Below are 23,758 nucleotides of genomic sequence, written 5' to 3'. Positions count from 1 at the left end.
GCGCTCGCGCGGCTCAGCTCGTGAACTGCACCACGGTGTCCCACGCGAGCTTCACGATCAGGATCGACAGGGTCACCAGGAACACGATCCGCACGAAGCCGCTGCCCCGCCGCGTGGCCATGTGGGCGCCGATGAAGCCGCCGGTGATGTTCATCACGGCCATCGCCAGTCCCAGCGCGAGCAGGATCTCCCCGTGCACGCCGTACACCGCGAGGGCGGCGAGGTTCGTGGTGAGGTTGGCGATCTTGGCGTTGGCGCTCGCCTGCAGGAAGCCGTAGCCGAGCACCCCGACGATCAGGATGACGAAGAACGACCCCGTCCCCGGACCCAGGATGCCGTCGTAGAAGCCGACCAGCAGCCCGATCGCCGCGGCGCGCCAGGCGATGGCGGATCTGCGGTCGTGGTGCGGAGCGTGCTCGAGGCCCATCGTGGGCTTGAGGAGGGTGTACAGCGCGACCACGATCACCGCGACGAGCACGATCGGGGTCAGCACCTCGCGCGGGACGTAGCGCGACAGGGCCGCACCGACGGTCGACCCCGCGTACGCCCCGGCGACGAGGGGGATCAGCAGCACGAGCTGCACCCGGATCCTCCGCAGGTACACCCCGCTCGCCGAGAGCGTCCCGAAGAACGACGACAGCTTGTTCGTGCCGAGGATGAACGGCGTCGCCACGTCTTTCGGCACCGCGATGACGAGGGCGGGGAGCTGGATGAGCCCGCCGCCGCCGACGACCGCGTCGACCCAGCCGGCCACTCCCGCGGCGACGAGCAGGAGGATCAGGGATGCCACCGACACCGGCAGCCACTCCGCGATCACCGGTCCATCGAGCACGGTTGATTCTCGCCGCTCGCCTCGGCCCCGCCAAACCGTACTGCGGGTACCGGACCCTTCGACGGGCTCAGGGTCCTGAATGCAGAGGTGGCTGAGCCTGTCGAAGCCACTGGCGGCCGGCTCAGTCGATGTCGCGCCGCCAGGTCGTCAGCAGGCCGATGACGACGAGCACCACGGCGTAGCCGAGCAGCACGAGCCCGCCCGCCCACCACTCCAAGGCGTCGCCGGAGGCTGTGCCCACGATGCCGAAGATCGTCTGCCCGACGAGTGCATCGCTCGCCGCGCTCGGGAACCACTTCACGACACCCGCGAAGCCCTCGACCAGACCGCCGGCGGTGCGCACGATCGGCTCGACGAACAGAGTGACCGCCAGCACGATGACGATCGCGGCCACCTGATTGCGCACGACCGTGCCCACGCCGATGCCGACGAGCGCCCACAGCGCGAACGCGAGCAGCATCCTGCCGACGAGTTCCCACGTGTCGGGTGCGCCGAGGGCCGTGTCGATACCGAACAGGCTCAGCACGCCCGCCCCGGCGCCGAGGGCCGCGATCGAGCCCAGGATGCCGTACAGCAGGCCCACCACGACGCCGACGACGAACTTGCCCACCAGCACCGAGCTGCGGCGGGGGGTGGCCAGGAACGTCGGGGTCAGCGTCTTGTGGCGGAACTCCGTCGTGACCATCAGGGTGCCCACGAGCAGGGGGAAGACGTAACCGACCGCGGTCGCGGAGCTGTAGACGAGGGCCGGGATGCCCTCGGTGGACGGTGCGGGACCGCGCGACCCCGTCAGCTGACCCGACGCCACCCCGCCGAACACGAAACCGAGGACGCCGGCCGTGAAAGCGACGTAGACGACGAGGACGATGCCGAGCACCCACCACCCGGCGGTGGTGAACTGTTTGGTGTATTCGGAACGTGTGGCGGCGATGAGGGTCATCGCGGGGCCTCCGTCTCATCGGGGGATGCGGAGGGGACGATGTCGATGACCCCCGTGGAGGCGACGGAATAGGAGTTGCGGGGGCCGTCACCGGCCGGCGGAACCACCACGGGACGAGCGGACCGAGGGGGCGCCACCACCGCCACCATGGCCGTCGAGGGACGCGGGTCGTCGTCGGGATCCGCGGCGTCGACGGGGGGAGCGACCGGGGCGGGAGCCGGGGCGCCGGCATCCGGGACCTCCCCGGCATCCGGGACCTCCCCGGCATCCGGGGCTTCCCGGACATCGTCCGTGGCGGGGGGAGCCCCGTCGGCGATCGGAACGGATGTCGCCCCGGCGCTCGCGTGCACGCGGACACCGCTGACGAGCTCGAGGAAGATGTCCTCCAGGCTCGCGCCCTTGCTCTGGAGGTTCGACAACGCGATGCCGGCGCCCGCGGCGAGGGCGCCGATCTCGACCGGTTCGTGGTGGCGGATCGTGAAGCCGTTGCGCAGCAACTGGTGATCGATCCCGCGGTCCTCCAGCAGGCGCGACAGCGCGGCCCGGTCGGGGGAGTCGACGACCGTGGCGTACTCGTCGGGGTCGGCGAGGTCTTCGATGCCGCCCTGGAACACCAGACGCCCCCGCGAGATGATCAGCAGCGCGTCGACGGTCTGCTGCACCTCGGCCAGCAGGTGCGAGGAGATGAGCACGGTACGGCCCTCTTCGGCGAGATGGCGCAGAAGCGAGCGCATCCACCGGATGCCCTCGGGATCGAGCCCGTTCGACGGTTCGTCGAGCACGAGCACGCCGGGATCGCCGAGGAGGGCGGTCGCCAGGCCCAGGCGCTGGCGCATGCCGAGCGAGAAGCCGCCGACGCGGCGCCCCGCGACGTCGGCGAGACCGACGAGACCGAGCACCTCGTCGATCCGGGAGATGGGCAGGCTCGCCGCGCGCGCGTAGACCTTCAGGTGGTTCGCGGCCGAACGACCGGGGTGGAAGCTGGATGCCTCGAGGGCGGCGCCCACGCTCTGCAGCGGCGAGGCGAGGTCGGCGTAGTGCTTACCGCCGATCGTGGCGGTGCCCGCGGTGGGGCGCACCAGTCCGAGCAGCATCCGCAGCGAGGTCGTCTTGCCCGCACCGTTCGGACCGAGGAAGCCCGTGACCTGCCCGGGTTCGATGCGGGCGGTCAGGCCGTCGACGGCCGAGATCGCCCCGAACCGTTTGGTGAGGCCGGTCAGTTCGAGCACCTGTCCGTCGGGCATGCGGCCCCTTTCCTTCGGCAGACGTTCCGCCCATCTTCCCCGATCCGGGGCCGAAAACGCATCCTCCGCGAGTCGGAGGCGGTGCGCGGGGCCTGTGTAACGTGGCACCGTGCACGCAGAGCGAACCGAGAACGACAGTGTCCTGGTCGGCGGGCGGGGTGGTCTGGGCCACCTCACGCTCAACCGTCCGGCGGCCATCAACGCGCTCGACCTCACCATGATCCGCGCGCTCCACCTCACCCTCGACCGATGGGAGAGCGACACCGACGTCGACATCGTGCTGCTCGACGGAGCGGGCGAGCGCGGATTCTGCGCCGGCGGCGACGTGCGGGCCCTGCACGAGATGGTGTCGGACGGCCGCGTCGACGAGGTGCACGCGTTCTTCCGCGAGGAGTACGCCCTCGACCACCGCATCGCCACGTCGAGGAAGCCGGTCGTCGCCATCGCCGACGGCGTCTGCATGGGCGGAGGGATCGGCCTGGCCGGCCACGCGGCGATCCGTATCGTCACCGAGCGCTCGCGTCTGGCGATGCCCGAGACGCGCATCGGCTTCACCCCCGACGTGGGAGGGTCATGGCTGCTCGGTCGCGCACCCGGCCGGATCGGCGAGTACCTCGCGCTGACGGGCGGGACGATGGATGCCGCCGACGCCCTGTACGCCGGTTTCGCGGACCACATGGTGCCCACCGCCCACCTCCCGGCGCTCTACGAGGCGCTGGAGTACCGCGCCGACCCTTCCAGCCCGACCGAACTGGTCCTGCTGTTCGACGAGACGCCCGAGCCGTCGCGCTTCGAGACCGCGCGCGAGTGGATCGACGACGCGTTCTCGGCCGCCGACGTCCCCGGCATCCTGGATCGTCTGCGCTCCCGCCCCGAGCCCGAGGCGCATGAGGCGGCCGAGGTGCTGGCGAATTCTGCGCCCACCGCGCTCGCCGTGACGCTCGAGGCGGTCCGCCGGGCGCGCGCGCTGCCGTCGCTCCGGGCCGCCCTCGCGCAGGAGTACGGCCTGGTGCTGTGGTTCGCCTTCACGCAGCCCGACCTCGTCGAGGGCATCCGCGCGCAGGTCGTCGACAAGGACCGCACGCCCTCGTGGTCGCCGGCGCGCCTCGAGGATCTGCCCGCCGATCGGGTCGCCGAGGCGTTCGCCTACGAGCCCACCCCCGCATTGTGGTGACCATCGCATGACCCCTTCGCGGCGGCGCTGGTCGATCGGTCGAATCCTCGACGGGTTCTTCTTCGTCTTCGCCGGTGTCGCCGCGATCTGGCTGGCATACCTCAGCCTCACGCAATCCTTCTCGCTCGGCTGGGGCGGCGTGCTCATGGCGGTCGCGTTCTGGGCGCTGCTGGCCTATCTCGCTCTGCCGCGCCTGCACCGCATCCTCACGGCGATCTACGTGCCCGACTACTTCATGGGTCGCACGCGCACGTCCGACGGGCTGCTCGGCGACCCGGTGAACCTCGCCCTGCAGGGGTCTCGCGAGAACGTCGAGGCCGTGATGGCGGCGGCCGGATGGATCCCCGCCGACCCGGTCAGCCTGCGGTCGTCGTGGCGCATCGTCGTGTCGACGCTGCGCCGTCGGAGCTACCCGCGCGCGCCCGTGAGCCCGCTGTACCTCTTCGGGCGGATGCAGGATCTCGCGTACCAGCAGGAGGTCGCGGGCTCTCCTGCCCAGCGCCACCACGTGCGGCTGTGGAAGTGCCCCGACGGGTGGCTCCTGCCCGGTGGACGCCGTGTCGACTGGCTCGCCGCGGGCACGTTCGACCGGGCGGTCGGTCTGTCGCTGTTCACGCTGCAGGTCACGCATCGCATCGACGCCGACACCGACATCGAGCGCGACCACATCGTCGCGAGCGTGCGCGCGGTGCCGGGCGTCGAGGTCGACGTCATCCGCGACTTCGCCACGGGCTACCACTCGCGCAACGGCGGGGGCGACAGCATCAGCACCGACGGCGATCTGCCGATCATCGACGTCGGCGCTGTGCGGCTGCCCGGACGCGCGGGGGTGTCGGCATCGTGAGCGCGGAACGGCATCCCGAGAAGCGCGTCGCGTTCGAGCCGCCGGTGGACCCGACCACGGCCGATCCGGCGATGCGTCGGCCCGCGTCGATCGTCACCGGAAGCGTCCTCGTACTGCTGCGCGCGGCGGCGGGGGCGCTGTGGGCGGCGAGCGTGGCGTTCTCGCTGCCGCCGTGGCTGCGCGCGTTCGCGGGAGCCGCGAGCGGCAACGCCGACGAGCCGCTCGATCTGAGCGTGTCCGACCTCGGCGTCGGCACGGCGGTGTTCCTGGGCGTGCTCGGCGTCGTCTGCGCGGTGCAGGTGGTGCTCGGCATCCGGATCTTCTTCGGAGGCAACCTCGCGCGGGTGCTCGTGATGGTGATCTCGGTGGGGTCGATCAGCGCGAGCTTCGTGGGGTGGTGGACCTACGGCCAGCAGATCACGGTGAACACGACCCTGATCACCCTGAGCCTCGACATCCTCGTGCTGCTCGCCCTGTCGAGCCGGGATGCCGCGGCGTACGCGCGGCGGCCGGGTCGGCGCCCGCGGCGGCGTCGGGATCGTCGTCGTCGAGGGGCGGATGCCGCGGAAGCGGTGTGAGACCCCGTCGCCTCGGGCCGCGCACAGCCGCGGCGGGTTAGCCTGAGAGGCGCCGCGCGCCCGGGCGGCAGAACGGATGACGCACGTGTTCGACAGCCCCATGTCGTCTTCGGCATACGAGGTGCTCCGCGTCGCGGCCGACATCGACGACGAGGGGCTCCGCCGCGCCTATCGCGTACGTCTGCGCGAGACGCACCCCGACACCGGCGGCGACGCCGCGCTGTTCGTCCAGGTGCAGCGCGCGTGGGAGCTCGTCGGGACGCCGGAGGCCCGCAGCGTCTACGACCGCGGCCGCGGGTCCACCGCGGGTTCATGGGGCGGTGGGTCGCCGGCATCCGCTCCCTCCCGTCCCACCGACACCCGCCCCCGTGCGCGCTCCTACGGGCAGCCCGGCGGCTGGCGTCGCGAGCGTTACCTCGACCTCATCCGCGAGTGGGTCGGTCGCGGCGTCGACATCGCCGACCCGTACGACCCCGCGCTCGTGCGCTCGGCGCCGCCAGAGATCCGGCACATCCTCGCCGACGCGCTCGCCGAGGAGGAGACGGCGCGGCTCGTGTCGGAGCTCGGCATGGGCTACACGGTGTGGCACGACGTGTTCGCCGACCGAGACGGCCGCGACCCCGAACAGAAGCTCGACCACCTCGTGCTCGGTCCGAGCGGTCTCTACGCCCTGCTCAGCGAGGACTTCGGCGGGCCGGTCGGCGTGCGCCGCGGCGAGATCAGCGGCCCGAACGTGATCGGTGCGCCCGTGACCGAGCTGGTCTCTCGCGCCCGCGTGATCGCGCGTGCCGCGGGAGTGCGCTTCAGCGGCGCGATGGTCGTGCTTCCCGACGACGACGTGCTCGAGGCCGTCACCGAGCTCGGCAAGATGCGCGGCACACCGGTGGCCCTCGTCACGCGGAGCGCCCTGACGACGTTGCTGCGCCGCGGCATCCCGGGTGCGCGCGAGGTCGGCGGCACCGAGCTGTTCGACATCCGCACGCGACTGCAGCAGCGGGTGCGGCACGTCTGACGGTTCCCGCGTTGAGGCATCGGTGCTTATGGTGGGGCTATGAGTACCGACGAGACCCCGGATGCCTCGGCATCCGACGACATGAAGCGCAAGTTCAAGGAAGCGCTCGAGAAGAAGAACGGACAGCAGCGGTCGGGTCAGGCGCACCTCGACGGCCACTCCGCCGTGCAGGGCACGCACGGAGCGGTCACCAAGCGCGAATTCCGCCGCAAGAGCGGCTGATCCGCGCCCCCATCGCGCGCATCTCCCCTGAGGTGTCGCCCCCGTTCCGGCGGAGGCGACACCTCAGTGCGTCTCACCGGCGTCGGAGCGGGGCCTCGAAGAACGCCAGCTCGAGGGCCATCGAGCGGCCGTAGGCCGCGGCCATCACCGAGCGTTCGGACGCGGACGCCGACCGCGCTGCACCGTCGACGATCGTCGCCGCCCGAGCCGACGACGCCGCGAACGTCTCGTCGCCGTAGGCGGTGAGCCAGTCGGCGTAGGGGTGGTCGGCGGCGAAGGTCCCCCGCCAGCGGGCGCCGATGTCGGTGTACAGCACGAAACAGGGCAGGATCGCGGCGACCAGGACCGCGTAGGAGCCCACGGTCGATGACGCGTGCAGGTGGTCGGTGTAGTCGAGAGTGGATGCCGCGGGCTCGAGCCCCGCCGGATCGACGTGGGTCCGATGCAGTGCCGCCTCCTCCACCAGGCACGACACCGACGCCTCGGCCCAGAAGCGCTGCTCGTCGACCGTCGGCGCCAGTGCCGCGGCGCGCGCGAGTACGCGCGCGTACTCGCGCAGGTACAGCAGGTCTTGACCGAGATACCAGCCGAAAGCGTCGCGATCCAGATCGCCGGATGCCAACCCCCGCACGAAAGCGCAGGCGTCGACGTCGCCTCTCACCGGGGCCGCGGCATCCCACTGCTCGGTGCTCCATGATGTCGCCGCGATCCGCGGGGCGTTCGACGCGGGCGGACGGAGCTCGATGTGAGGGCGCAGTTCGTGCAGGTGGTCGATGGGACCGTTGCCGCGTCCGACCCGCAGGGCATCGGCGTGCTCGAGGGCACCGGTGAGCCAGTCCTTCGCGCGTGTCAAGGCGTCGGGCCACGACAGACCGTGCGCCGCGAGGGTCGCCATGGCCGACGAAAGCGAGCAGCCGGTTCCGTGGGTGTGACGTGTCGCGACCCGGCGTCCGGGCACGGGGTGGACATCGGCCCCCTCGACGACGGCATCCGGACTCTGTTCGCCGTCGAGGTGTCCGCCCTTCAGCAGGACCGCGGTGTCGGCTCGCGCAGCGAGGGCCTGCGCCTGGGCGACGGCGTCGTCCCAGCTCGTGGCGACGGGTTCGCCGACCAGGACGGCGAGCTCGGGGAGATTCGGGGTGACGAGGTCGGCGCGGCGGCAGAGGGCGCGCACGGCCTCTTCGGCGTCGGCGTCGAGCAGCCGGTCGCCGCTGGTCGCGACCATCACCGGATCGAGCACGACGATGGCGGGGCGCACCTCGGCGAGCCAGGCGTCGACGGTGGCGACGACCTCGGCCGAGCCGAGCATGCCGATCTTCACCGCGTCGATGTCGACGTCGTCGCTGACCGCGCGCAACTGCGCGTGGAGGAACGACGTCGGTGGCACGTGCACCTCGCGGACGCCGAGGGTGTTCTGCGCGACGAGCGCCGTCACCGCGGCCATGCCGTAGCCGCCGAAGGCCGCGATCGACTTGAGGTCGGCCTGGACTCCCGCGCCGCCGGTGGGGTCGGTGCCGGCGATGCTGAGCACGCGGGGGATCGCGCGCGTCGCATCGGGCGTCCCGGGACGCGGTGCGGCGGATGCGGTGTCGAGTGACGAGGCGTTCACGCGACGGCTCCCCACGCGGCGCGGAGGTCTCGGACGACCGCGCCCGGGTCGTCGGCCGCGCACACCGCCGAGACGACCGCGACGCCGGCCGCTCCCGCCACGCGGAGGGCGGTGACGTCACCGACGTCGATCCCGCCGATCGCCACGCAGGGGAGGTCGGTGGATGCCGCGAGCTCGGCGAATCCCTCGATGCCGAGCGGGCGCGGGTGGTCGGGCTTCGTGGCGGTGGCGCGGATGACACCGACGCCGAGGTAGTCGAGGGTGTCGGCCGCGAACGCCGCGGCGGCGGCGAGATGCGCGGAGGTGTTCGCGGTCCAGCCCACGAGGGCGTCGGCGCCGAGCAGGGCGCGCGCGGCCGCGACCGGCAGGTCGCTCTGGCCGAGATGGATGCCGTCGACGCGTGCGCCGCGGTCGCGTGCGGCGAGGACGACGTCGACGCGGTCGTCGACGATGAACGCGCATCGCCCCGCGACGACGTCGGCGAGGTCGAGGGTGCGGGCGAAGAGTTCGGCGCCGGTGGCGACCTTGTCGCGCAGTTGCACGACGGTCACGCCCGCGGCCACGGCCTGGTCGACGATGTCGCGCAGGCGGTCGAAGGGAACCCGGTGGTCGGTGACGAGGTGGAGGGAGAGGTCGGTCATTGTTTACGCCCCGGGCTCTGCGTCGGCGTCGGCTTCTGAGTCCGGGACGGAGGCGGTCCGCACGTGCACCCGGCCCTCGAGGTCTTCTGGGCGGACGGCCGCGAGTTCGTCCAGGAAGGCGACGGCGAACGACCCCGGTCCTCGGGCTCCGGATGCCGCCCGCTCCGACGCCACAGCCCACACCGCGCTTGCCGCGATCGCCGCTTCGAACGGATCGACCACGGCGACGAAGGCCGCCATTGCGGCGCCGAGGGCGCAGCCGCCGCCGGTGACCTTGGTCAGCAGAGCGCTTCCGCCGGGCACGCGGGCCGTGCGCTCGGCATCCACGATGAGGTCCACCTCGCCCGAGACGGCGACGGTGCCGCCCGTGCGGACGGCCAGGGAGCGGGCCGCGTCGAGGGCGTCGTCGGCCGCGTCGGTCGCGTCGACCCCGCGTCCGCCGGCGCCGGCTCCGGCCAGGGCAAGGATCTCCGACGCGTTACCGCGGATGATCGCCGGGCGCTCCTCGAGCAGCTCGTGGGCAAGGGCCGTGCGGATGGGCAGAGCACCCACGGCGACGGGGTCGAGCACCCAGGGTGTGCCGGCGGAGACGGCCTCGCGGGCCGCGTCGCGTTGCTCGGCGGTGGGGGTGCCGAGATTGACGAGCACTCCGCTTGCGATCCCGGCGAACATGCCCGCTTCGCCCGGGATGTCGCACATCGCCGGCGCGGCGCCGAGGGCGAGCAGGGCGTTCGCGGTGAAGTTCGTCACCACCGCGTTGGTGATGCACTGCGTGAGGGGAGCTGCTTCGCGCAGGCGCCCGAGCGCCGTGGCGGGATCGGCTTCCCAGACGGGTGCGGGGGTGGACGGAGACGACGACGTGCGAACGACCATTCGCGACATCCCTTCGCTAGTACGAGCTAGATCAGGTTCAACGGGTGTTCTCTCAGCCCTCGCGGGCACCCCGTGTCACTGCGGGCGACGCTAGCACGACCGGTGCGGGCGTCGTGGAGCAGGCCGGGTGTCCGCGGGCGCGTGACACAACGCAGGAACCGTCGATCGCGGCACGGTCGAGCGCGCGCGATACCGGGATGCGGCCGCCGGATCTCCTGCGTCGTGTCACGTCGCCGGGTCGCGCCGTTCGGTCAGTCGGACTCTCGTCGAGAACGCGCCGACGACGCATCTCCCGCCCCGCGTCGCGGGGTCTGCCCCGGGTTCGGTCGTGCGTCAGAACCGCGCGGAGAACCCGCCGTCGGTGTGGAGGAGCTGTCCGCTGATCCAGCGACCCTCCTCGGAGAGCAGGAACGTCGTGATGCCGGCGATGTCGCGGGGTGTGCCGAACCGGCCGAGGGGGTGGTACCCGGCGAGGGCGTCCCGGGTCTCGGCATCCATCCACCCGGTGTCGATCGGTCCGGGATTGACGACGTTCGCAGAAATCCGCCGGGGCCCGAGTTCGCGTGCCGCCGAGATGACGATGCGATCGAGCGCCGCCTTCGATGCGCCGTACGGCAGATTCCCGGTGGTGTGGTCGCTCGTGAAGGCGACGATCGCGCCTCCGGTCTCGTCGACCTGTCGGGCGAAGGCGGCGATCATCAGCAGGGTCGCCCGGGCGTTGACCGCGACGTGGCGGTCGAAGCTCTCGGCGGTGGTGTCGAGGATGCCGGACTCGACGCCGTGGGCGTGGCTGAGCACGAGGGCGTGGATCGGTCCGCGTTCGCGCGAGACGCGCTCGATGAGTTCGGTCGGCGCCGTGGGACTGGCGAGGTCGCACGGGTAGTCACCGGAATCGAGTTCGCTCGTCACGACCTCCCATCCGTCGGCGTCGAGGCGCGGGACGATGGATGCCGCGATGCTGTTCGCGCGTGCGGCGCCGGTGACCAGGACGAGGGGCATGCCACGAGCGTAAGGGCGCGTGCGGGTCAGGCGCGGCCGAGCTGCATGAGTTTCTCCGGGTCTGGGTAGCTCTCGAAACCGACCCTCTCGTAGAGGCCGTGCGTGTCGACCGTGGACAGAAGTACCCGTTTCAGGTTCAGGGGACGCAGGGCGGCGACGACGGATTCGCTGAGGAGCAGTCCGATGCCGCGACCGCGCGCGGCGGGGGTGACGTACACGTCGCACACCCACGCGAATGTCGCGTGGTCGGTGACGACGCGGGCGTACCCGACGAGCGTTCCGTCGCCGTCCACCGCGCCGAAATTGAGCGACGCGCGGGCGGCCTGATCGACGGTCTCGCGGCTCCGCCCGATCGCCCAGAACGCGTCCTCCGATAGCCATCGGTGCACGACGTCGAAGTCGATCTCGGCGGGGTCCATGGTCACGCGCGGGGATGCCATGTGCTCACCGTAACGACCCGGGCGCGGACAGCAGGTGTGCGTGTCGGCGACGCGGAGCGTGGGCCCGTTATGGCGCGCGCGAGTCCGGTGAGGGAACGCGCGGGAGGGATCAGAACGGCGGGGTCCCTTCTTCGGGGTCGGGTGGGGGTGGGTCGTCGGGGAGGAATCGGATGGCGGGGGAGTAGGGGAGGGGTTCGTCGGTGTAGGTGCGGCCGGTGGGGCTGGTCCAGTGGAGGACGCCTCCGGGGTGTTGTTTCACGGTCCAGCGGGTGAGGTGCTTTTGGGTGTGGTGGCGTTGGCAGAGGTGGGCGAGGTTGGTGATGGTGGTTGTGCCGCCGAGGGCGTGGTCGTGGGTGTGGTCGATGTCGCAGCGGGTGGCGGGGGTGGTGCAGCCGGGGAAGCGGCAGTGGCGGTCGCGGGCGCGGAGGTGGCGGTCGATGGCGGTGGTGCGGTGGTAGGTGTCGGTGTGCAGGACGGTCCCGGTGAGGGGGTGGGTGATGACGCGGTCCCAGGGGAGGGTGGTGGTTTCGGCGAGGGTTTTGGCGGTGCGGGCGTCGAGGGGGCCGTGGCCGACGAGTTCGGCGGGGTCGAGGTTCTCGTTCTCCGGGGCGAGCATGGTCAGGGCGGGGACGATGACCTGGATGCGGGCGCGGAGGGTGCCGAGGGTGCCGGGGCCGTCGTCGGTGCGGGTGGGGTCGGCTTCGGGTGCGGCGGTGAGGAGCAGGTCGGCGAGGATGTCGGCGCGCAGCTGCGCGGTGGTGCGTTCATCGGTGAGGGCTTCGGCGGTTTCGGGTGAGGAGCCGCGGGCGTCGATGATGGCCCGGCTTTGCTGGGTGAGGCGGTCGTAGATGCCGACGGCGAGGACGGTGGGGAGGGTGGCGACGAGGTCGGACATCCCGTCGACGCCCGGGATGAGGCGGACGCTGCGGGTGTCGCGGCCGCGGTGGTGTCGTTCGGTGAGGGTGGTGGGGTGCAGGCGTTCGGCGAGCATCGCCAGGCGGGAGCGTAACCGGCCGGGGCTGAGGTCCTCGGCGGTGGCCACGGCGAGCAGGTCGAACTCGGCGCGGGCCTCGACGGGAAGCGGGGCCCCGATGTCGAGGATCGCGTGCACGTGGGCGCGGGTGATTGCTGCCGCCTCCCACGCGGCGAGGGTGTGCGGGTAGTCGTCGACGAGGGTCATGGCCCGCCCGATCTGGGTCTGCATCGAGCGGTCGGAGAGGTTCTCGGCGGCGGCGAGTTCGGAGGCGACCTCCCGTAACGCCAGTTCCGCGGCGCGGGCGGTGGCGCGTTGGTCGGCCATGACCTCGAGGGCGAGATGCCCCGCTTCCGCGAGCGCGCGAATGCGAGCCACCTCCGCAGCGGCCAGGGTGGCGCCCGCGCAGAGCACGTCCTCGAGGACCGCGGTGAGGGGTCGCGGCGGGTGGGGTGGGTCTGGTGGGGGAGGGTCCGGCGGGGGTGCGGGGACGGTGTCGATGTGCATGTGTGCATGCTAGCGACGACCTCCGACATTGAACCTGGTCGAGTGGAGTGGGCGGGGATGAATGCGCCCCTGTCGCATCTGGGGAGAAGGGATGCTCCCTCACGGTGCAAGGTGACGCCCGTCCTTACTCGGATGTAGGAGGAGCGGTTGCTTCGGCGGGCTGAACGACCTCGATCCGCGCGTCAGCCCTCGCCCAGCGCCGCCCGCACCAGCGCCACCGCGTCATCTGGGTCGATCCCCAGACGCCGGACCGTCTCGGCATACGCCCGAGCAGCCTGCGCCGCCTGGGACGACGCCTTGTCGCCCCCGCGGACGATCGTGCCGGCGCGTCCACGGGTCTCGACGTACCCGGCCTCCTCGAGTTCGCGATATGCGCGGGCGACGGTGTTCGCGGCGAGGTTCAGCTCGGCGGCCAGCGTCCGCACGGGCGGAAGGCGCGTCCCTGCCACGAGCGACCCGTCGTCGATGGCGGCGATGACCTGCGCCCGCACCTGCTCGAACGGCGGCGTGGGCGACGTGGCATCCAGGGAGAAGTCCACGGTTCAGTCGTTCAGGCCGAAGAGGTCGAGCGGGTGCGTCAGACGCCACCACGGACTCGGCGGTTCGATCTCGCTAGCGAGGCGCACGTGGACGGTGTCGGCGTCGACGGGACCGGTCGCGGTGAAGGTGCCGACCGTCGTGCCGGGGTCGGTGGCCTCGCCCAGGTCGAAGCTCGCCGAGGTTTGCGCTGCGCCGCCGTTCCACAGCACCACGGTCGCGTCGGAGGCGGTGACCAGGTCGATGTCGTCGCTCCACCGCGTCTCGACCTTGCCGACGACGGTGCCGGCGACGACCGAGGGGGTGGGCTGCAGTTCCTGCTCGATGCGCGCGAAGAGGTCGCGGGTCGCCTGGTTGCGGGTGTCGGGTCCGGGCTGGCCGAGAACCGCGGCGTAAGCGCGGATGGTGGCGTCACCGACGGTGATGTCTTTGGCGGTCAGCAGGTTCCATGCGTCGAGCGTGCCGGTCTTGACGCCGATCACGCCCGGATCGGAGAGCAGGGCGTTGCCGTTCGTGAACGTGCCCGCACCGGGGAGCGTCAGCTCGGGCGTGCGCACGATCTCGGCGATCACGGGGTTGGCGAGAGCCCGTTCGGCGAGCGCGATCAGGGCGGCCGGGGTGGCGGTGTTGCCCTCCTCGATGCCGGTGGGGTTCACGATCGTGATCCCCTCGATGCCCCGCTCGGCGAGGTACTGGTTCGCGGCGGTCGAGAACTCGGCATCCGTTCCGAAGAGGTCGGATGCCAGACGCTGGGCGTAGTTGTTCGCCGAGGCGATCAGCATGCCCTGGAGCATCTGCAGCTCGGTGAGGCTGCCGTCGACGGGAACATCGAGAGAGGACTCGCCCCGCGCGCGGTACTGCCAGTAATCGGCGCTGTCGGCTTGCGTGAACGCGTACGACGGTCCCTGCTCGCCGGGAGCCAGGGGCAGGCGGTCGAGCACGACGAGGGCGGTGACGACCTTGGTGATGCTCGCGATCGACTCGGGCGCCGTGGCCGCCGTCGTCAGGGTCTCGGGAACGCCGTCGATCGCGATGGCGGCCTCGCCCTCGGCCGGCCACGCGGGAGAGGCGGCGGGGGCGGCGACGGGTTGCACGCCGACGACGCGGGTCGTGGGGGCGACCGCGTTCAACGGCCACAGCAGGGTCGCCGCGGCGTACAGCCCGAGGATCAGCACGATCAGCACCGGCGGCACCACGGTCGCCGGACGCAGGCGACGGCGGCGACGACCCGCCAGCAGATCTACCGGCCGAGAAGCGGTGCCCGAGACGACGAACGCGGGTGCGGGGCGCGTGTCGGCGGCGTCGTCGGGGTCGAGCCAGGTCAGCGCCCCGATCAGGACGGGGGCTCCGGATGCCGCGGGCGTCCGGGACGCGGAGGCGGGTGCCGTGCGCGCCGGGTCGACGGGGGTGCCGGATGCCGCGGGACCCGCGGACGCGGGAGCGTCTGCGCCGGGACGGTCGGACGACACGCCGCTCGGACTCGTCGTCGCGCCCGCGGACGGGGCACTCCCGGCATCCATCGCCGACACCGCCGGGTTCGTGGTCGCTTCGCCCGTCGCCCCGGAGTCGAGACCCGCGGACGCCCCTCGACGGCGCTCGTCGCGTCGCGTGGCCGGGGTCTGCTCGTGCACCCGCCCACGCTACCCCGGGCATCCCCCTATACTCGTCACGTCAACCACGGGAGTCCGGTGAGCCGGGCTGAGAGGAAGCGATCCACGCTTCGACCGTCGAACCTGATCCGGATCATGCCGGCGCAGGGAGGAGTAGGAAATGCACACGTCCACGTCTGCGCGCACGGCACCCGCCGTGGCATCCGCGAACCGCTTCCAGTGGCGCGTCGTCGACATCGTCGTCGCGGCCGTGCTCGGTGTCGCGATCGGTCTGGTCTTCTGGGGATGGAACACCGTCGGCGGCCTCTGGTTCGTCGTGATGGACGGCCTCACCCCTGGGCTCGGCGGTATCGCCGTCGGTATCTGGCTGATCGGCGGTGTGATCGGTGGTCTCGTCATCCGCAAGCCCGGGGCGGCGCTGTTGGTCGAAGTGATCGCGGCCGTGGTCTCGGCGCTCATCGGCAACGTGTGGGGCGTGACGACGATCTTCTCCGGCCTGGCGCAGGGGCTCGGCGCCGAGCTCATCTTCCTGGCCTTCCTCTACGTGCGCTTCACCCTGCCCGTCTCGATGCTCGCGGGCGTCGGAGCCGGCGTCGGAGCGTGGGTGCTCGAACTGTTCATGTCGGCGAACATCGAGAAGTCGGTCGAGTTCAACCTCCTCTACCTCGGCACCCTCGTCGTCTCGGGTGCCCTGCTGGCCGGTCTCGTCGGCTGGCTCCTCGTGCGCGCCCTCGCCGCCACCGGGGCGCTCAGCCGCTTCGCCGTGGGCCGGGAAGCGCGCCGCGACGTCTGATGACGGGCCCCGCGCACGTCGACGTCGAGGGCTGGGGATGGCGCTACGCCGGTCGCAAGCTGGCCGCCACGCGTGACGTCGACCTGACGATCGAGCCCGGAGAACGCGTGCTGCTGCTCGGTGCGTCGGGAGCCGGGAAGTCGACGCTCCTCGCGGGCCTCGCAGGTCTCCTGGGCGGCAGCGACGAGGGGGAGAGGACCGGGCGCATCCGCGTCGACGGGCGGGCGCCGGAAGAACAGCGCGGCCGGATCGGCCTGGTGCTGCAGGACCCCGAGTCGCAGATCGTGCTGTCGAAGGTCGGCGACGACGTCGCGTTCGGCTGCGAGAACCTCGGCGTGCCCGCGGACGAGATCCCGGCACGCGTGGCCGAGGCCGTGGCATCCGTGGGTCTGGCCGTGCCGCTCGACCGCCCCACGAAGGAGCTCTCGGGCGGGCAGAAGCAGCGCCTCGCCCTCGCCGGCGTGCTCGCGATGCGGCCGGGGCTGCTGCTGCTCGACGAACCCACCGCCAACCTCGACCCCGAGGGTGTCGGCGAGGTGCGCGCGGCCGTCGAGAACGTCGTCCGCGCCGACGGCGCGACCCTCGTTCTCATCGAGCACCGCACCGACGTGTGGGTCGACCTGATGACCCGCGTCGTAGTCCTCGCCCCGGGTGGCGGCGTGCTGGCCGACGGACCGCCCGCGCGGGTGTTCGCGGAGTACGGCGACGCGCTCGCCGACGCGGGCGTGTGGGTGCCGGGGCGCCCCGTCGACCTCCCGGTGCTCGCGCCGTTGGAGACACCGGATGCCGTGCTGTCGGCCGCGGCGCTGTCGATCGGGCGCGAGAAGCGCACGGTCGTGGCATCCGGGCTCGACGTCGTCGTCCCCCGCGCGGCCGGAACCGTGGTGACGGGGCCCAACGGCGCCGGCAAGTCCACCCTCGCACTGACCCTCGCCGGGCTGCTCCCCGAGCTCTCGGGCGAGGTCGTCGCGTCATCCGGGCTCGCCGCCCGCGGCATCCGTCGCCCCTCGCGCTGGCGGTCGACCGAGCTGCTGACGCGCATCGGCACGGTGTTCCAGGAGCCCGAGCACCAGTTCCTCGCCCCGACCCTGCGCGACGAGCTCGCCGTGGGTCCGCGGGCTCTGCGGATGCCGGCGGCCCAGGTCGACGCGATCGTCGACGAGCTGCTCCACCGGTTGGATCTGGCATCCCTCGCCCTCGCCAACCCCTTCACCCTGTCGGGCGGGCAGAAGCGGCGCCTGTCGGTGGCGACGGTTCTCGCCGCCTCGCCGGAGGTGATCGTGCTCGACGAACCCACGTTCGGACAGGACCGCCGCGGGTGGAGCGAGCTCGTCGGCCTGCTGCAGCGGGAGATCGCGCGCGGGCGCACGGTCGTCGCCGTCACGCACGACGCCGACGTGGTGCGGCACCTGGGGCAGCATCGGATCGCGCTCGGCGGTGCGGCATGAGTGCCCCGACGCTCGTGTCGGCGCGGCCGGTGTGGCTCGACGGGGTGAACCCCGTCGCCAAGGTCGCGATGGTCGTCGTGCTCGCGGTGCCCCTCTTGGTGTCGATCGATGCGGTGAGCGCGGCCACGGCCATCGTGCTCGAGCTGCTGTGCGTGCCGCTCACGGGTGTCGCCCTCGGCGTGGTGCTGAAGCGCCTGCTGCCGGTGCTGATCTTCGCGCCGGTCGCGGGGATCAGCATGCTGTTGTACGCCCGCCCGGGCGGGACCGTCTACGGCAGCTTCCTGTTCGCCACGATCAGCGACAACTCGATCTCGCTGTCGATCGCGGTGCTGCTGCGCGTGGTGGCCCTGGCGTTGCCGATGATCCTCCTGTTCGCCCGCACCGATCCCACCGAGCTCGCCGACGCGCTCGCGCAGGTGGCGAAGCTGCCGAGCCGCTTCGTGCTCGGCGTGCTGGCCGGCGCTCGCACGGTCGGACTCTTCGTCGACGACTGGCGCACGATGACCCTCGCGCGTCGCGCGCGGGGTCTGGGCGACCGGGGGGCGGTGCGCCGGTTCTTCTCGATGGCGTTCGTGCTGCTGGTGTTCGCCGTGCGTCGCGGTACGAAGCTCGCCACCGCGATGGAGGCCCGCGGTTTCGGCTCCGGCATCGATCGCACCTGGGCGCGCCCGTCGACGCTGTCGGCTCGGGATGCCGTCGCCGTCGCCGGCGCGGTGCTGCTCATGACCGTGGCGCTCGGGGCCGCGGTGGTGACGGGCGCGTTCCGCGTGGTCGGATCCTGAGGCGGTTCGGTTTCGCCGTCGTGGGGTCCTGGCGTCCGCGCGGGGAGGACGGCTACGTCGCGTTCCAGAGTTCGCGGTAGAAGGCCAGGCGAGTGGCATCCGGGGCCACGCCGTAGGCGTCGATGAGGGCGTCGTGCCATCCGGGTCCGTAGTTCCACTCGGTCGACATGGCCGCGACCGCGATGTCGGCCCACCGGTCGGCGACGCCGAGAGCGCCGAGGTCGACGTGCGCGGTCCACTCGCCGTCATCGCCGATGAGGGTGTTGGGCGCGCACGCATCGCCGTGGCACACGACCAGCCGGTCGACCGGCGGGGCGTGGCGAAGATCGTCGGGGACACGGATGCCGCGGACGGCGGCGTTCGCGACGCGGTCGGTCACGCTCCACGAGAACGGGCATCGCTCGAGCGGCAGGGCGTCGTGCAGAGCGCGGAGCCCGCGACCGAGCGCGCGCACCGCCCGCGCCGGTTCGGCGATCCAGCGCGGATCGACCGCGGAGAGTCCCGCGACGCCGGCGGTCACGAGCCATTCGTGCGTGGCATCCCGACCCTCCGCGAGCACGCGGGGCACGGGCGTGAAGGGCGCAGCCCACCGCAGACGCTCGGCCTCGGCGCGCATCGAGGTCTCGGCGTCGCGCGGCCCCCACTTCACGTACCGGATGCCGTCGGCGTCGGTCGCGCGGAATGTCAGGCCACCGAGGTTGTTCCGCCAGACCGGCTCGAGCGCCGCGCCGCCCGCGAGCGTGCGGACGCGGTCGGGGACGGGCTCGCTCGCGTCGGGGATGCTCACAGTCCGATCCTCGCGCACGCGCGGGGCGGGGTCACCGGGCGTGCTTCAGCTCTGGTCGATCCGGGCGAGCGTCCAGAACACCCGGAGGAGGTGCCCGGGGGTCGTGGACACACGGGGGACGCATCCGGCCGGGCGGTCGCGCAGTGGCATCCACCGCGAACCCCGCGCGTCAGAGCACGTACTCGAAGCACAGCGAGAGCGGCATCGTCTCGATGTACGGCTCGTACACCGGGATCGGCGTGAAGCCGGCGGTGGCGTACAGGTGGAGGGATTCGGGCTGCATCCGACCGCTCTGCAGGATCACGCGGGCCGCGCCGCCGCGACGAGCGAGGTCGACGATCTCAGCGGTGAGGGCACGGCCGACGCCGCGCCGGCGCGCTGCCGCGACGACGACGAGACGCTTGAGCTCCCACTCGTCACCGAGGCGGCGGAGGATCACGTGCCCGAACGGGGTGTCGTCGGCATCCAGCGCCAGAAGCGTCGCGACCACCTGCTCGGGATGCACCGCGAGCGCCGCCTCGCGCTTCGCGGCGAACGAGGGGGTGTCGTCGGCATCGGCGTCGCGGTAGCGCTCGTCGAGATCGTCGTCGAGGATGCCGCGCAGCGCGACCGCGCGTGGATCGTCGACCGGCACCTGTTCGATGCGGAACCCCGGCTCGCTCACCCGACGAGCCTACGTGGGGACGATCCGCCGACGGGCGGGTCGAATGACCGGCGCCGCGACCCGCCCGTGCTGTGAGAGCGCTCGGTGTGGTGAGCGCCCGGGTGGTCACGGGGCACAATGACACGAGGGGGTGTCATGGGGCTGTCGCTCGTTCTTTTGGCGATCAGCGTCGCGGTCGCGACGACGGTGCTCTTCGTCGCGCTGCCGCGCGTGGGTACCCCCGGAGTGATGCTCCTGTTCCTGCGGTTCGCCGCGGTGTCGGGCGTATGCGCCGTCGGATCCAGCGCGATGTACCTCATCTACGCCACGGGTGGCGGCATCCTCAGCCTCGTGATGGGCGACGTGGCGATGGTCCTCGCCCCGGCCCTGATGTTCGTGGCCCTCGGGGTGCTCGACGGACGAGGGGCCGTCCGATCGTCGCTGATGGCGGGGGGACTGGCCGTGGCGGTGGCCGTGGTCTCGGCGACGGTGCCGCTCCCGGGCTCGCTGGTCGTCAAGGCGCTGGCGCTGACGGCGGCGTGCACGGCGACCGCGTGGACGGCGTTCCGCTCGGGGGCGCCGGCTCGCGGTCCGCTCCGCCTCATCGCCCTCACCAACGCGGTGTACGCGGTCTACTGCGTCGCGCGCGTGGTGGCGGGGGTCGTCGCGGGGTGGGAGTCCGCGGTGTACCTCGCCGCGTTCTCGTTCGCCCCGGCGACGATGCTCGGGGCGCTGGCCGTTCTGCTCACGGGGCTCGCCGTCGTGCGCCTGCGTTTCGGTCGACGCCGGATCGAGAGTGCGCACAGCCGGCCGGGGGGCACGGCCGTCGTCATCGGGGACTGGGACCTGGCCTCGACCGCGTACGGTCCGGATCGCATGCGCACCCTCGTCGCCGAACTCCGCGCCGCGGCCACGGACGTCGACCCGGGTGCCGCCCACGTCCCGCGCGGAGCCGCGCTCTCCGTGTCGGACGCCGAGGCGGTGGTCGGGAGTCGGCTCGCGGCGGACTACGCGTGGCCGCCGGAACAGGTCGCGCTGCTGGTCGACGGAGCCACCACCGGGCCCGTGCGCACCCACCCGGGTCGCGGCCGGGGGCGACGACGCCGACCCTCCGCGCGATCCTGAGTCTCGACTAGGGTGGGACCGGGTTTCAGCTTCGAAGGAGAACGCATGGACATCGCAGGAGCCTCCGCCCTCGTCACCGGCGGTGCATCGGGCCTGGGCCTGGCCACGGCCCGCCGTCTCACGGCGGCGGGCGCGCACGTCACGATCGTCGACCTGCCCTCCTCGACGGGAGCCTCCGTCGCCGAGGGACTGGGTGGTTCCTTCGTCGCCGCCGACGTCGCGGATGCCGAGCAGATCGCGGCCGCCGCCGCCCACGCCGCCGAGGCCGGCCCCCTGCGGGTCGTCGTGAACTGCGCCGGCATCGCCCCGCCCGCGAAAGTGCTGGATCGCGACGGCGCCCCGAACCCACTGGCCGACTTCGAGCGCGTCATCCGGGTCAACCTCATCGGCACCTACAACGTGGTCGCGCAGACGTCGGCCGTGATGGCGAGGACCGACCCCGCCGAGGGCGGCGACCGCGGCGTCATCGTCAACACCGCCAGCGTCGCGGCCTTCGACGGCCAGATCGGTCAGCCCGCCTACTCCGCGAGCAAGGGCGGGGTGCACGCGATGACGCTGCCGATCGCGCGAGAGCTCGCCCGCCACGGCATCCGGGTCGTCACCATCGCCCCCGGAATCATGGAGACGCCGATGCTGAAGGGGCTGCCGCAGGCAGCGCAGGACTCGCTCGGCCAGCAGGTGCCCTACCCCTCGCGCCTCGGCGCTCCCGACGAGTACGCGCGTCTCGTGCTCGCGATCGTCGACAACGGTTACCTGAACGGCGAGACCATACGCCTCGACGGCGCGATCCGGATGGCACCGAAATGACCGACGGCATCCTGCTCCACGTGGAGGACGGCCTCGCCCGCGTCACGTTCGACCGCCCGGCTTCGCTCAACGCGATGGACTTCCCCATGGCCGCGCGCTGGCGCGATGTCGCGCACGAGGTGACCGCCGATGCGTCCATCGGGGCGGTGATCCTGGATGCCAACGGCCCCGCGTTCTGCGCGGGCGGCGACGTCGTGGCGATGGCGACGACCGGTGCGTCCGGCGCGGACGTGACGCGCACCGCCGAGGCGATCCACGACGGCATCCGTACCTTCGCCGAGGCTCCGCTGCCGATGGTCGCCGCCGTGCAGGGAGCGGTCGCGGGCGGCGGGCTCGGCCTGATGCTCACCGCCGACTACGTCGTCGCGAGCGAGAACGCCCGCTTCGTCAGCCGTTACGCCAACATCGGCCTCACCCCCGACCTCGGCGTCTCGACGCTTCTGCCCGCGGCCATCGGCCAGCGCCGTGCGCTTCAGCTGCTGCTGCAGGACCGGATGCTGTCGGCCGCCGAGGCGCGGGACTGGGGTCTCGTCGCCGAGGTCGTGGCATCCGGAGATCTGGCCGCCCGGGTCGAGCAGATCGCGCGCTTCTGGCTCGACGGCGCGACCGCGGCGTTCGGGCAGGCGACGCGACTCGTGCGCGTGGGAGCCGGGCGCACACTGGCCGAGAACCTCGTCGACGAGGCCGCGACGATCGGCGCCGCCTTCGACACCCCCGAGGCGAGGGCGCGCGTCGCGGCGTTCGCCGCCGCCTCCGCGAAAGGACGCTCATGAGCACGTCGCCCTCGCCCGGCGCCCCGCTGGCCGGCAAGACGATCCTGATGTCGGGCGGAAGCCGCGGCATCGGCCTCGCGATCGCCTTGCGCGCGGCCCGCGACGGCGCGAACGTCGCGTTGCTCGCGAAGACCGACACCCCGCATCCGAAACTCGAGGGAACCGTGCACACCGCCGCCGAGGCGATCCGCGCGGCGGGCGGGCAGGCGCTGCCCATCGTCGGCGACGTGCGCGACGAGGCGTCGATCACCGAGGCCGTGCTCCGGACGGTGGGGGAGTTCGGCGGCATCGACATCGTCGTCAACAACGCCAGCGTCATCGACCTCTCGGGCTCGCAGGAGCTCGCGACGAAGAAGTACGACCTCATGCAGGACGTGAACGTGCGCGGAACGTTCCTGCTGTCGCGGGCGGCGGTGCCCCAGCTTCGCGATGCGGCGAACCCTCACATCCTCTCGCTCTCGCCGCCCCTCAACGTGACGCCCAAGTGGCTCGGGGCGCACACGGGCTACAGCCTCGCGAAGTTCGGCATGACGATGGCCACCCTGGGCCTGGCGGCGGAGTTCGCGGATGCCGGGATCGCCGCCAACACGCTGTGGCCGCGGACGACCATCGCGACCGCGGCCGTGCAGAACGTCATCGGCGGCGACCGGCTCATGCGCGTGTCGCGGACGCCGGAGATCTACGCGGATGCCGCGTACGAGGTGCTGTGCGCACCGTCGCGCGAGCTGACCGGTGAGACGCTCATCGTCGAGGACGTGCTGCGGGCCGCCGGGGTGACGGACTTCGCGGGCTACGCCGCCGTGCCGGGCACGCCGGATGAGGCGATGTACCCCGACATCTTCCTGGACTGACGCGGGGGCTGGTCCGGGGGAGGACCGGCGTGTGGTGTGGCGCGCGGGGTAGTGCGCGCGGGGCGTGCGGTGTGGTGCCGCGGTGCGGTGCGTCAGCGTCCGGATGCCGCGTCCGGATACATCGTCGGGATGCCGCGTCGGGGTGTGGCGCTGGGCGGGGCGTAGTGCGCGCGGGGCGTGCGGCGTCGGATGTGGCGCTGGGCGGGGCGTAGTGCGCGCGGGGCGTGCGGCGTCGGGGTGTGGCGCTGGGCGCGGCGCTGAGAAACGCGATCCGCGCGGGGAAACGCCCAGTCAACGCGTTTATCGCCGCGGAAGGCGTTTCTCGGTGGAGGGTGTCGCGCGCGGGGTGCGGCGGCGGTCGGGCCTGGCGGGTCGGCCGGGTCGACTTCGCGTCAGTGCGGGGATGCCGAGAAACGCGATCCGCGCGGGGAAACGCCGTGTTGACGTGTTTCTCGCCGCGGGTGGCGTTTCTCAACGGAGGGTGCCGCGCGGTGGATGCGGCGGCGGCCGGGCCGGTCTCGCGCGCGGGGTGCGCCGGCCGGGTGCGAGATGCACGGCGCCGGCGCGAGCACGAGCCGCACGGAGCACCGAGAAACGCGATCCGCGCGAGGAAACGCCGCGTCAACGCGTTTGTCACCGCGGGAGGCGTTTCTCGGTGGAGGATGCCGCTCGCACGACGCGCTCGCGGCCGGGCCGGCCTCGCGTGAAGTGGGC

The 23,758-nt window shown here is 72.3% G+C and carries 25 protein-coding genes and 2 riboswitches; of the genes, 12 read left to right on the top strand and 13 right to left on the bottom strand.

The annotated features are described in order from the left end of the window. Positions 1-13: 13 nt before the first annotated feature. The 3 genes from ACTJJP_RS09925 to ACTJJP_RS09915 form a co-directional block, all read right to left on the bottom strand. Positions 14-832, bottom strand: coding sequence for a sulfite exporter TauE/SafE family protein (locus tag ACTJJP_RS09925; RefSeq protein ID WP_440774856.1), 819 nt, complete (start codon positions 830-832; stop codon positions 14-16). A gap of 121 nt (positions 833-953) precedes the next feature. Beyond that, complete coding sequence (locus tag ACTJJP_RS09920; protein ID WP_440774855.1) at positions 954-1,772, bottom strand: ABC transporter permease; 819 nt, start codon at positions 1,770-1,772, stop codon at positions 954-956. After that, complete coding sequence (locus ACTJJP_RS09915; RefSeq protein ID WP_440774854.1) at positions 1,769-3,016, bottom strand: ABC transporter ATP-binding protein; 1,248 nt, start codon at positions 3,014-3,016, stop codon at positions 1,769-1,771. The genes ACTJJP_RS09920 and ACTJJP_RS09915 overlap by 4 nt, the downstream gene beginning before the upstream one ends. A gap of 109 nt (positions 3,017-3,125) precedes the next feature. Between ACTJJP_RS09915 and ACTJJP_RS09910 the strand changes: the two genes are divergently transcribed. The 5 genes from ACTJJP_RS09910 (at position 3,126) to ACTJJP_RS09890 (ending at position 6,846) form a co-directional block, all read left to right on the top strand. Further along, positions 3,126-4,190: an enoyl-CoA hydratase/isomerase family protein gene (locus tag ACTJJP_RS09910; protein WP_440774853.1), complete on the top strand. Its 1,065-nt coding sequence runs from the start codon at positions 3,126-3,128 to the stop codon at positions 4,188-4,190. 7 nt (positions 4,191-4,197) lie between these two features. Then, positions 4,198-5,034, top strand: a complete 837-nt coding sequence (locus tag ACTJJP_RS09905; protein ID WP_440774852.1) for an LssY C-terminal domain-containing protein — start codon at positions 4,198-4,200, stop codon at positions 5,032-5,034. Next, on the top strand, positions 5,031-5,612 hold the full coding sequence (locus ACTJJP_RS09900; protein ID WP_440774851.1) for a hypothetical protein: 582 nt from the start codon (positions 5,031-5,033) through the stop codon (positions 5,610-5,612). The genes ACTJJP_RS09905 and ACTJJP_RS09900 overlap by 4 nt, the downstream gene beginning before the upstream one ends. 85 nt (positions 5,613-5,697) lie before the next feature. Continuing rightward, the gene (locus ACTJJP_RS09895; protein ID WP_440774850.1) at positions 5,698-6,624 is read left to right on the top strand and encodes a DnaJ domain-containing protein; all 927 of its coding nucleotides are present in this window, start codon (positions 5,698-5,700) and stop codon (positions 6,622-6,624) included. Positions 6,625-6,663: 39 nt separating this feature from the next. Next, the gene (locus ACTJJP_RS09890; protein WP_440774849.1) at positions 6,664-6,846 is read left to right on the top strand and encodes a DUF5302 domain-containing protein; all 183 of its coding nucleotides are present in this window, start codon (positions 6,664-6,666) and stop codon (positions 6,844-6,846) included. A gap of 73 nt (positions 6,847-6,919) precedes the next feature. On the opposite strand, the gene ACTJJP_RS09885 is transcribed toward ACTJJP_RS09890, so the two are convergent. The 8 genes from ACTJJP_RS09885 to ACTJJP_RS09850 form a co-directional block, all read right to left on the bottom strand. Continuing rightward, positions 6,920-8,455 (bottom strand): bifunctional hydroxymethylpyrimidine kinase/phosphomethylpyrimidine kinase, encoded by a 1,536-nt coding sequence (locus ACTJJP_RS09885; RefSeq protein ID WP_440774848.1) that lies wholly within the window; start codon positions 8,453-8,455, stop codon positions 6,920-6,922. Then, positions 8,452-9,096, bottom strand: coding sequence for a thiamine phosphate synthase (thiE, locus tag ACTJJP_RS09880; RefSeq protein WP_440774847.1), 645 nt, complete (start codon positions 9,094-9,096; stop codon positions 8,452-8,454). The genes ACTJJP_RS09885 and thiE overlap by 4 nt, the downstream gene beginning before the upstream one ends. 3 nt (positions 9,097-9,099) lie before the next feature. Then, complete coding sequence (gene thiM / locus ACTJJP_RS09875; RefSeq protein ID WP_440774846.1) at positions 9,100-9,969, bottom strand: hydroxyethylthiazole kinase; 870 nt, start codon at positions 9,967-9,969, stop codon at positions 9,100-9,102. Continuing rightward, positions 9,961-10,052, bottom strand: a riboswitch (TPP riboswitch). (Overlaps the previous gene by 9 nt.) Before the next feature lie 250 nt (positions 10,053-10,302). Next, positions 10,303-10,968 (bottom strand): SDR family oxidoreductase, encoded by a 666-nt coding sequence (locus ACTJJP_RS09870; RefSeq protein WP_440774845.1) that lies wholly within the window; start codon positions 10,966-10,968, stop codon positions 10,303-10,305. 26 nt (positions 10,969-10,994) lie between these two features. Next, positions 10,995-11,408 (bottom strand): GNAT family N-acetyltransferase, encoded by a 414-nt coding sequence (locus ACTJJP_RS09865; RefSeq protein ID WP_440774844.1) that lies wholly within the window; start codon positions 11,406-11,408, stop codon positions 10,995-10,997. Between the two features lie 109 nt (positions 11,409-11,517). Further along, positions 11,518-12,888 (bottom strand): DUF222 domain-containing protein, encoded by a 1,371-nt coding sequence (locus ACTJJP_RS09860; RefSeq protein WP_440774843.1) that lies wholly within the window; start codon positions 12,886-12,888, stop codon positions 11,518-11,520. Between the two features lie 182 nt (positions 12,889-13,070). Further along, positions 13,071-13,427, bottom strand: a complete 357-nt coding sequence (locus ACTJJP_RS09855; protein ID WP_440774842.1) for a GntR family transcriptional regulator — start codon at positions 13,425-13,427, stop codon at positions 13,071-13,073. A gap of 3 nt (positions 13,428-13,430) precedes the next feature. Next, a complete protein-coding gene (locus tag ACTJJP_RS09850) occupies positions 13,431-15,056 on the bottom strand; it encodes a D-alanyl-D-alanine carboxypeptidase (RefSeq protein ID WP_440774841.1) in 1,626 nt (541 codons plus the stop codon). Positions 15,057-15,092: 36 nt separating this feature from the next. Beyond that, positions 15,093-15,202: riboswitch (TPP riboswitch) on the top strand. Between ACTJJP_RS09850 and ACTJJP_RS09845 the strand changes: the two genes are divergently transcribed. The 3 genes from ACTJJP_RS09845 to ACTJJP_RS09835 all read left to right on the top strand — a co-directional run bounded on the left by ACTJJP_RS09845 (position 15,196) and on the right by ACTJJP_RS09835 (position 18,058). Next, on the top strand, positions 15,196-15,828 hold the full coding sequence (locus ACTJJP_RS09845) for an ECF transporter S component (protein WP_440774840.1): 633 nt from the start codon (positions 15,196-15,198) through the stop codon (positions 15,826-15,828). Its footprint overlaps the riboswitch before it by 7 nt. Then, entirely contained in the window at positions 15,828-17,276 is a 1,449-nt protein-coding gene (locus ACTJJP_RS09840; protein WP_440774839.1) for an ABC transporter ATP-binding protein, read from the top strand. The genes ACTJJP_RS09845 and ACTJJP_RS09840 overlap by 1 nt, the downstream gene beginning before the upstream one ends. After that, positions 17,273-18,058, top strand: coding sequence for an energy-coupling factor transporter transmembrane component T family protein (locus tag ACTJJP_RS09835; protein ID WP_440774838.1), 786 nt, complete (start codon positions 17,273-17,275; stop codon positions 18,056-18,058). The genes ACTJJP_RS09840 and ACTJJP_RS09835 overlap by 4 nt, the downstream gene beginning before the upstream one ends. A 52-nt stretch (positions 18,059-18,110) precedes the next feature. On the opposite strand, the gene ACTJJP_RS09830 is transcribed toward ACTJJP_RS09835, so the two are convergent. Together ACTJJP_RS09830 and ACTJJP_RS09825 are read right to left on the bottom strand one after the other, a co-directional pair. Then, positions 18,111-18,845: a phosphotransferase gene (locus ACTJJP_RS09830; protein WP_440774837.1), complete on the bottom strand. Its 735-nt coding sequence runs from the start codon at positions 18,843-18,845 to the stop codon at positions 18,111-18,113. Positions 18,846-19,014: 169 nt separating this feature from the next. Then, entirely contained in the window at positions 19,015-19,509 is a 495-nt protein-coding gene (locus tag ACTJJP_RS09825) for a GNAT family N-acetyltransferase (protein WP_440774836.1), read from the bottom strand. 135 nt (positions 19,510-19,644) lie between these two features. Between ACTJJP_RS09825 and ACTJJP_RS09820 the strand changes: the two genes are divergently transcribed. Genes ACTJJP_RS09820 through ACTJJP_RS09805 form a run of 4 tightly spaced genes read left to right on the top strand, consistent with a single transcriptional unit; the run spans position 19,645 to position 23,044 of the window. Beyond that, positions 19,645-20,613, top strand: coding sequence for a hypothetical protein (locus tag ACTJJP_RS09820; protein ID WP_440774835.1), 969 nt, complete (start codon positions 19,645-19,647; stop codon positions 20,611-20,613). 45 nt (positions 20,614-20,658) lie between these two features. Then, positions 20,659-21,420, top strand: a complete 762-nt coding sequence (locus ACTJJP_RS09815) for an SDR family NAD(P)-dependent oxidoreductase (RefSeq protein WP_440774834.1) — start codon at positions 20,659-20,661, stop codon at positions 21,418-21,420. Further along, entirely contained in the window at positions 21,417-22,193 is a 777-nt protein-coding gene (locus tag ACTJJP_RS09810) for an enoyl-CoA hydratase/isomerase family protein (RefSeq protein ID WP_440774833.1), read from the top strand. Before ACTJJP_RS09815 ends, ACTJJP_RS09810 begins: the two co-directional genes overlap by 4 nt. Then, positions 22,190-23,044 carry an SDR family oxidoreductase gene (locus tag ACTJJP_RS09805; RefSeq protein WP_440774832.1) on the top strand — a complete coding sequence of 285 codons (855 nt, stop codon included), beginning with the start codon at positions 22,190-22,192 and terminating at the stop codon, positions 23,042-23,044. Before ACTJJP_RS09810 ends, ACTJJP_RS09805 begins: the two co-directional genes overlap by 4 nt. The last annotated feature ends 714 nt before the right edge of the window (positions 23,045-23,758 follow it).

It is taken from the genome of Microbacterium sp. 22296 (genome assembly GCF_052045385.1).
Lineage (GTDB): Bacteria > Actinomycetota > Actinomycetes > Actinomycetales > Microbacteriaceae > Microbacterium.
The sequence above is the reverse complement of the archived record's forward strand: the minus strand, read 5'-3'. Positions and strand labels throughout refer to the sequence as shown.

What these genes read in the sequence shown, in the direction of transcription:
- ACTJJP_RS09920 (WP_440774855.1), bottom strand. Translation starts at nt 1,772, where the DNA reads ATGACCCTCATCGCCGCCACACGTTCCGAATACACCAAACAGTTCACC.
- ACTJJP_RS09915 (WP_440774854.1), bottom strand. Translation starts at nt 3,016, where the DNA reads ATGCCCGACGGACAGGTGCTCGAACTGACCGGCCTCACCAAACGGTTC.
- ACTJJP_RS09905 (WP_440774852.1), top strand. Translation starts at nt 4,198, where the DNA reads ATGACCCCTTCGCGGCGGCGCTGGTCGATCGGTCGAATCCTCGACGGG.
- ACTJJP_RS09890 (WP_440774849.1), top strand. Translation starts at nt 6,664, where the DNA reads ATGAGTACCGACGAGACCCCGGATGCCTCGGCATCCGACGACATGAAG.
- thiE (WP_440774847.1), bottom strand. Translation starts at nt 9,096, where the DNA reads ATGACCGACCTCTCCCTCCACCTCGTCACCGACCACCGGGTTCCCTTC.
- thiM (WP_440774846.1), bottom strand. Translation starts at nt 9,969, where the DNA reads ATGGTCGTTCGCACGTCGTCGTCTCCGTCCACCCCCGCACCCGTCTGG.
- ACTJJP_RS09870 (WP_440774845.1), bottom strand. Translation starts at nt 10,968, where the DNA reads ATGCCCCTCGTCCTGGTCACCGGCGCCGCACGCGCGAACAGCATCGCG.
- ACTJJP_RS09865 (WP_440774844.1), bottom strand. Translation starts at nt 11,408, where the DNA reads ATGGCATCCCCGCGCGTGACCATGGACCCCGCCGAGATCGACTTCGAC.
- ACTJJP_RS09860 (WP_440774843.1), bottom strand. Translation starts at nt 12,888, where the DNA reads ATGCACATCGACACCGTCCCCGCACCCCCGCCGGACCCTCCCCCACCA.
- ACTJJP_RS09845 (WP_440774840.1), top strand. Translation starts at nt 15,196, where the DNA reads ATGCACACGTCCACGTCTGCGCGCACGGCACCCGCCGTGGCATCCGCG.
- ACTJJP_RS09840 (WP_440774839.1), top strand. Translation starts at nt 15,828, where the DNA reads ATGACGGGCCCCGCGCACGTCGACGTCGAGGGCTGGGGATGGCGCTAC.
- ACTJJP_RS09835 (WP_440774838.1), top strand. Translation starts at nt 17,273, where the DNA reads ATGAGTGCCCCGACGCTCGTGTCGGCGCGGCCGGTGTGGCTCGACGGG.
- ACTJJP_RS09820 (WP_440774835.1), top strand. Translation starts at nt 19,645, where the DNA reads ATGGGGCTGTCGCTCGTTCTTTTGGCGATCAGCGTCGCGGTCGCGACG.
- ACTJJP_RS09815 (WP_440774834.1), top strand. Translation starts at nt 20,659, where the DNA reads ATGGACATCGCAGGAGCCTCCGCCCTCGTCACCGGCGGTGCATCGGGC.
- ACTJJP_RS09810 (WP_440774833.1), top strand. Translation starts at nt 21,417, where the DNA reads ATGACCGACGGCATCCTGCTCCACGTGGAGGACGGCCTCGCCCGCGTC.
- ACTJJP_RS09805 (WP_440774832.1), top strand. Translation starts at nt 22,190, where the DNA reads ATGAGCACGTCGCCCTCGCCCGGCGCCCCGCTGGCCGGCAAGACGATC.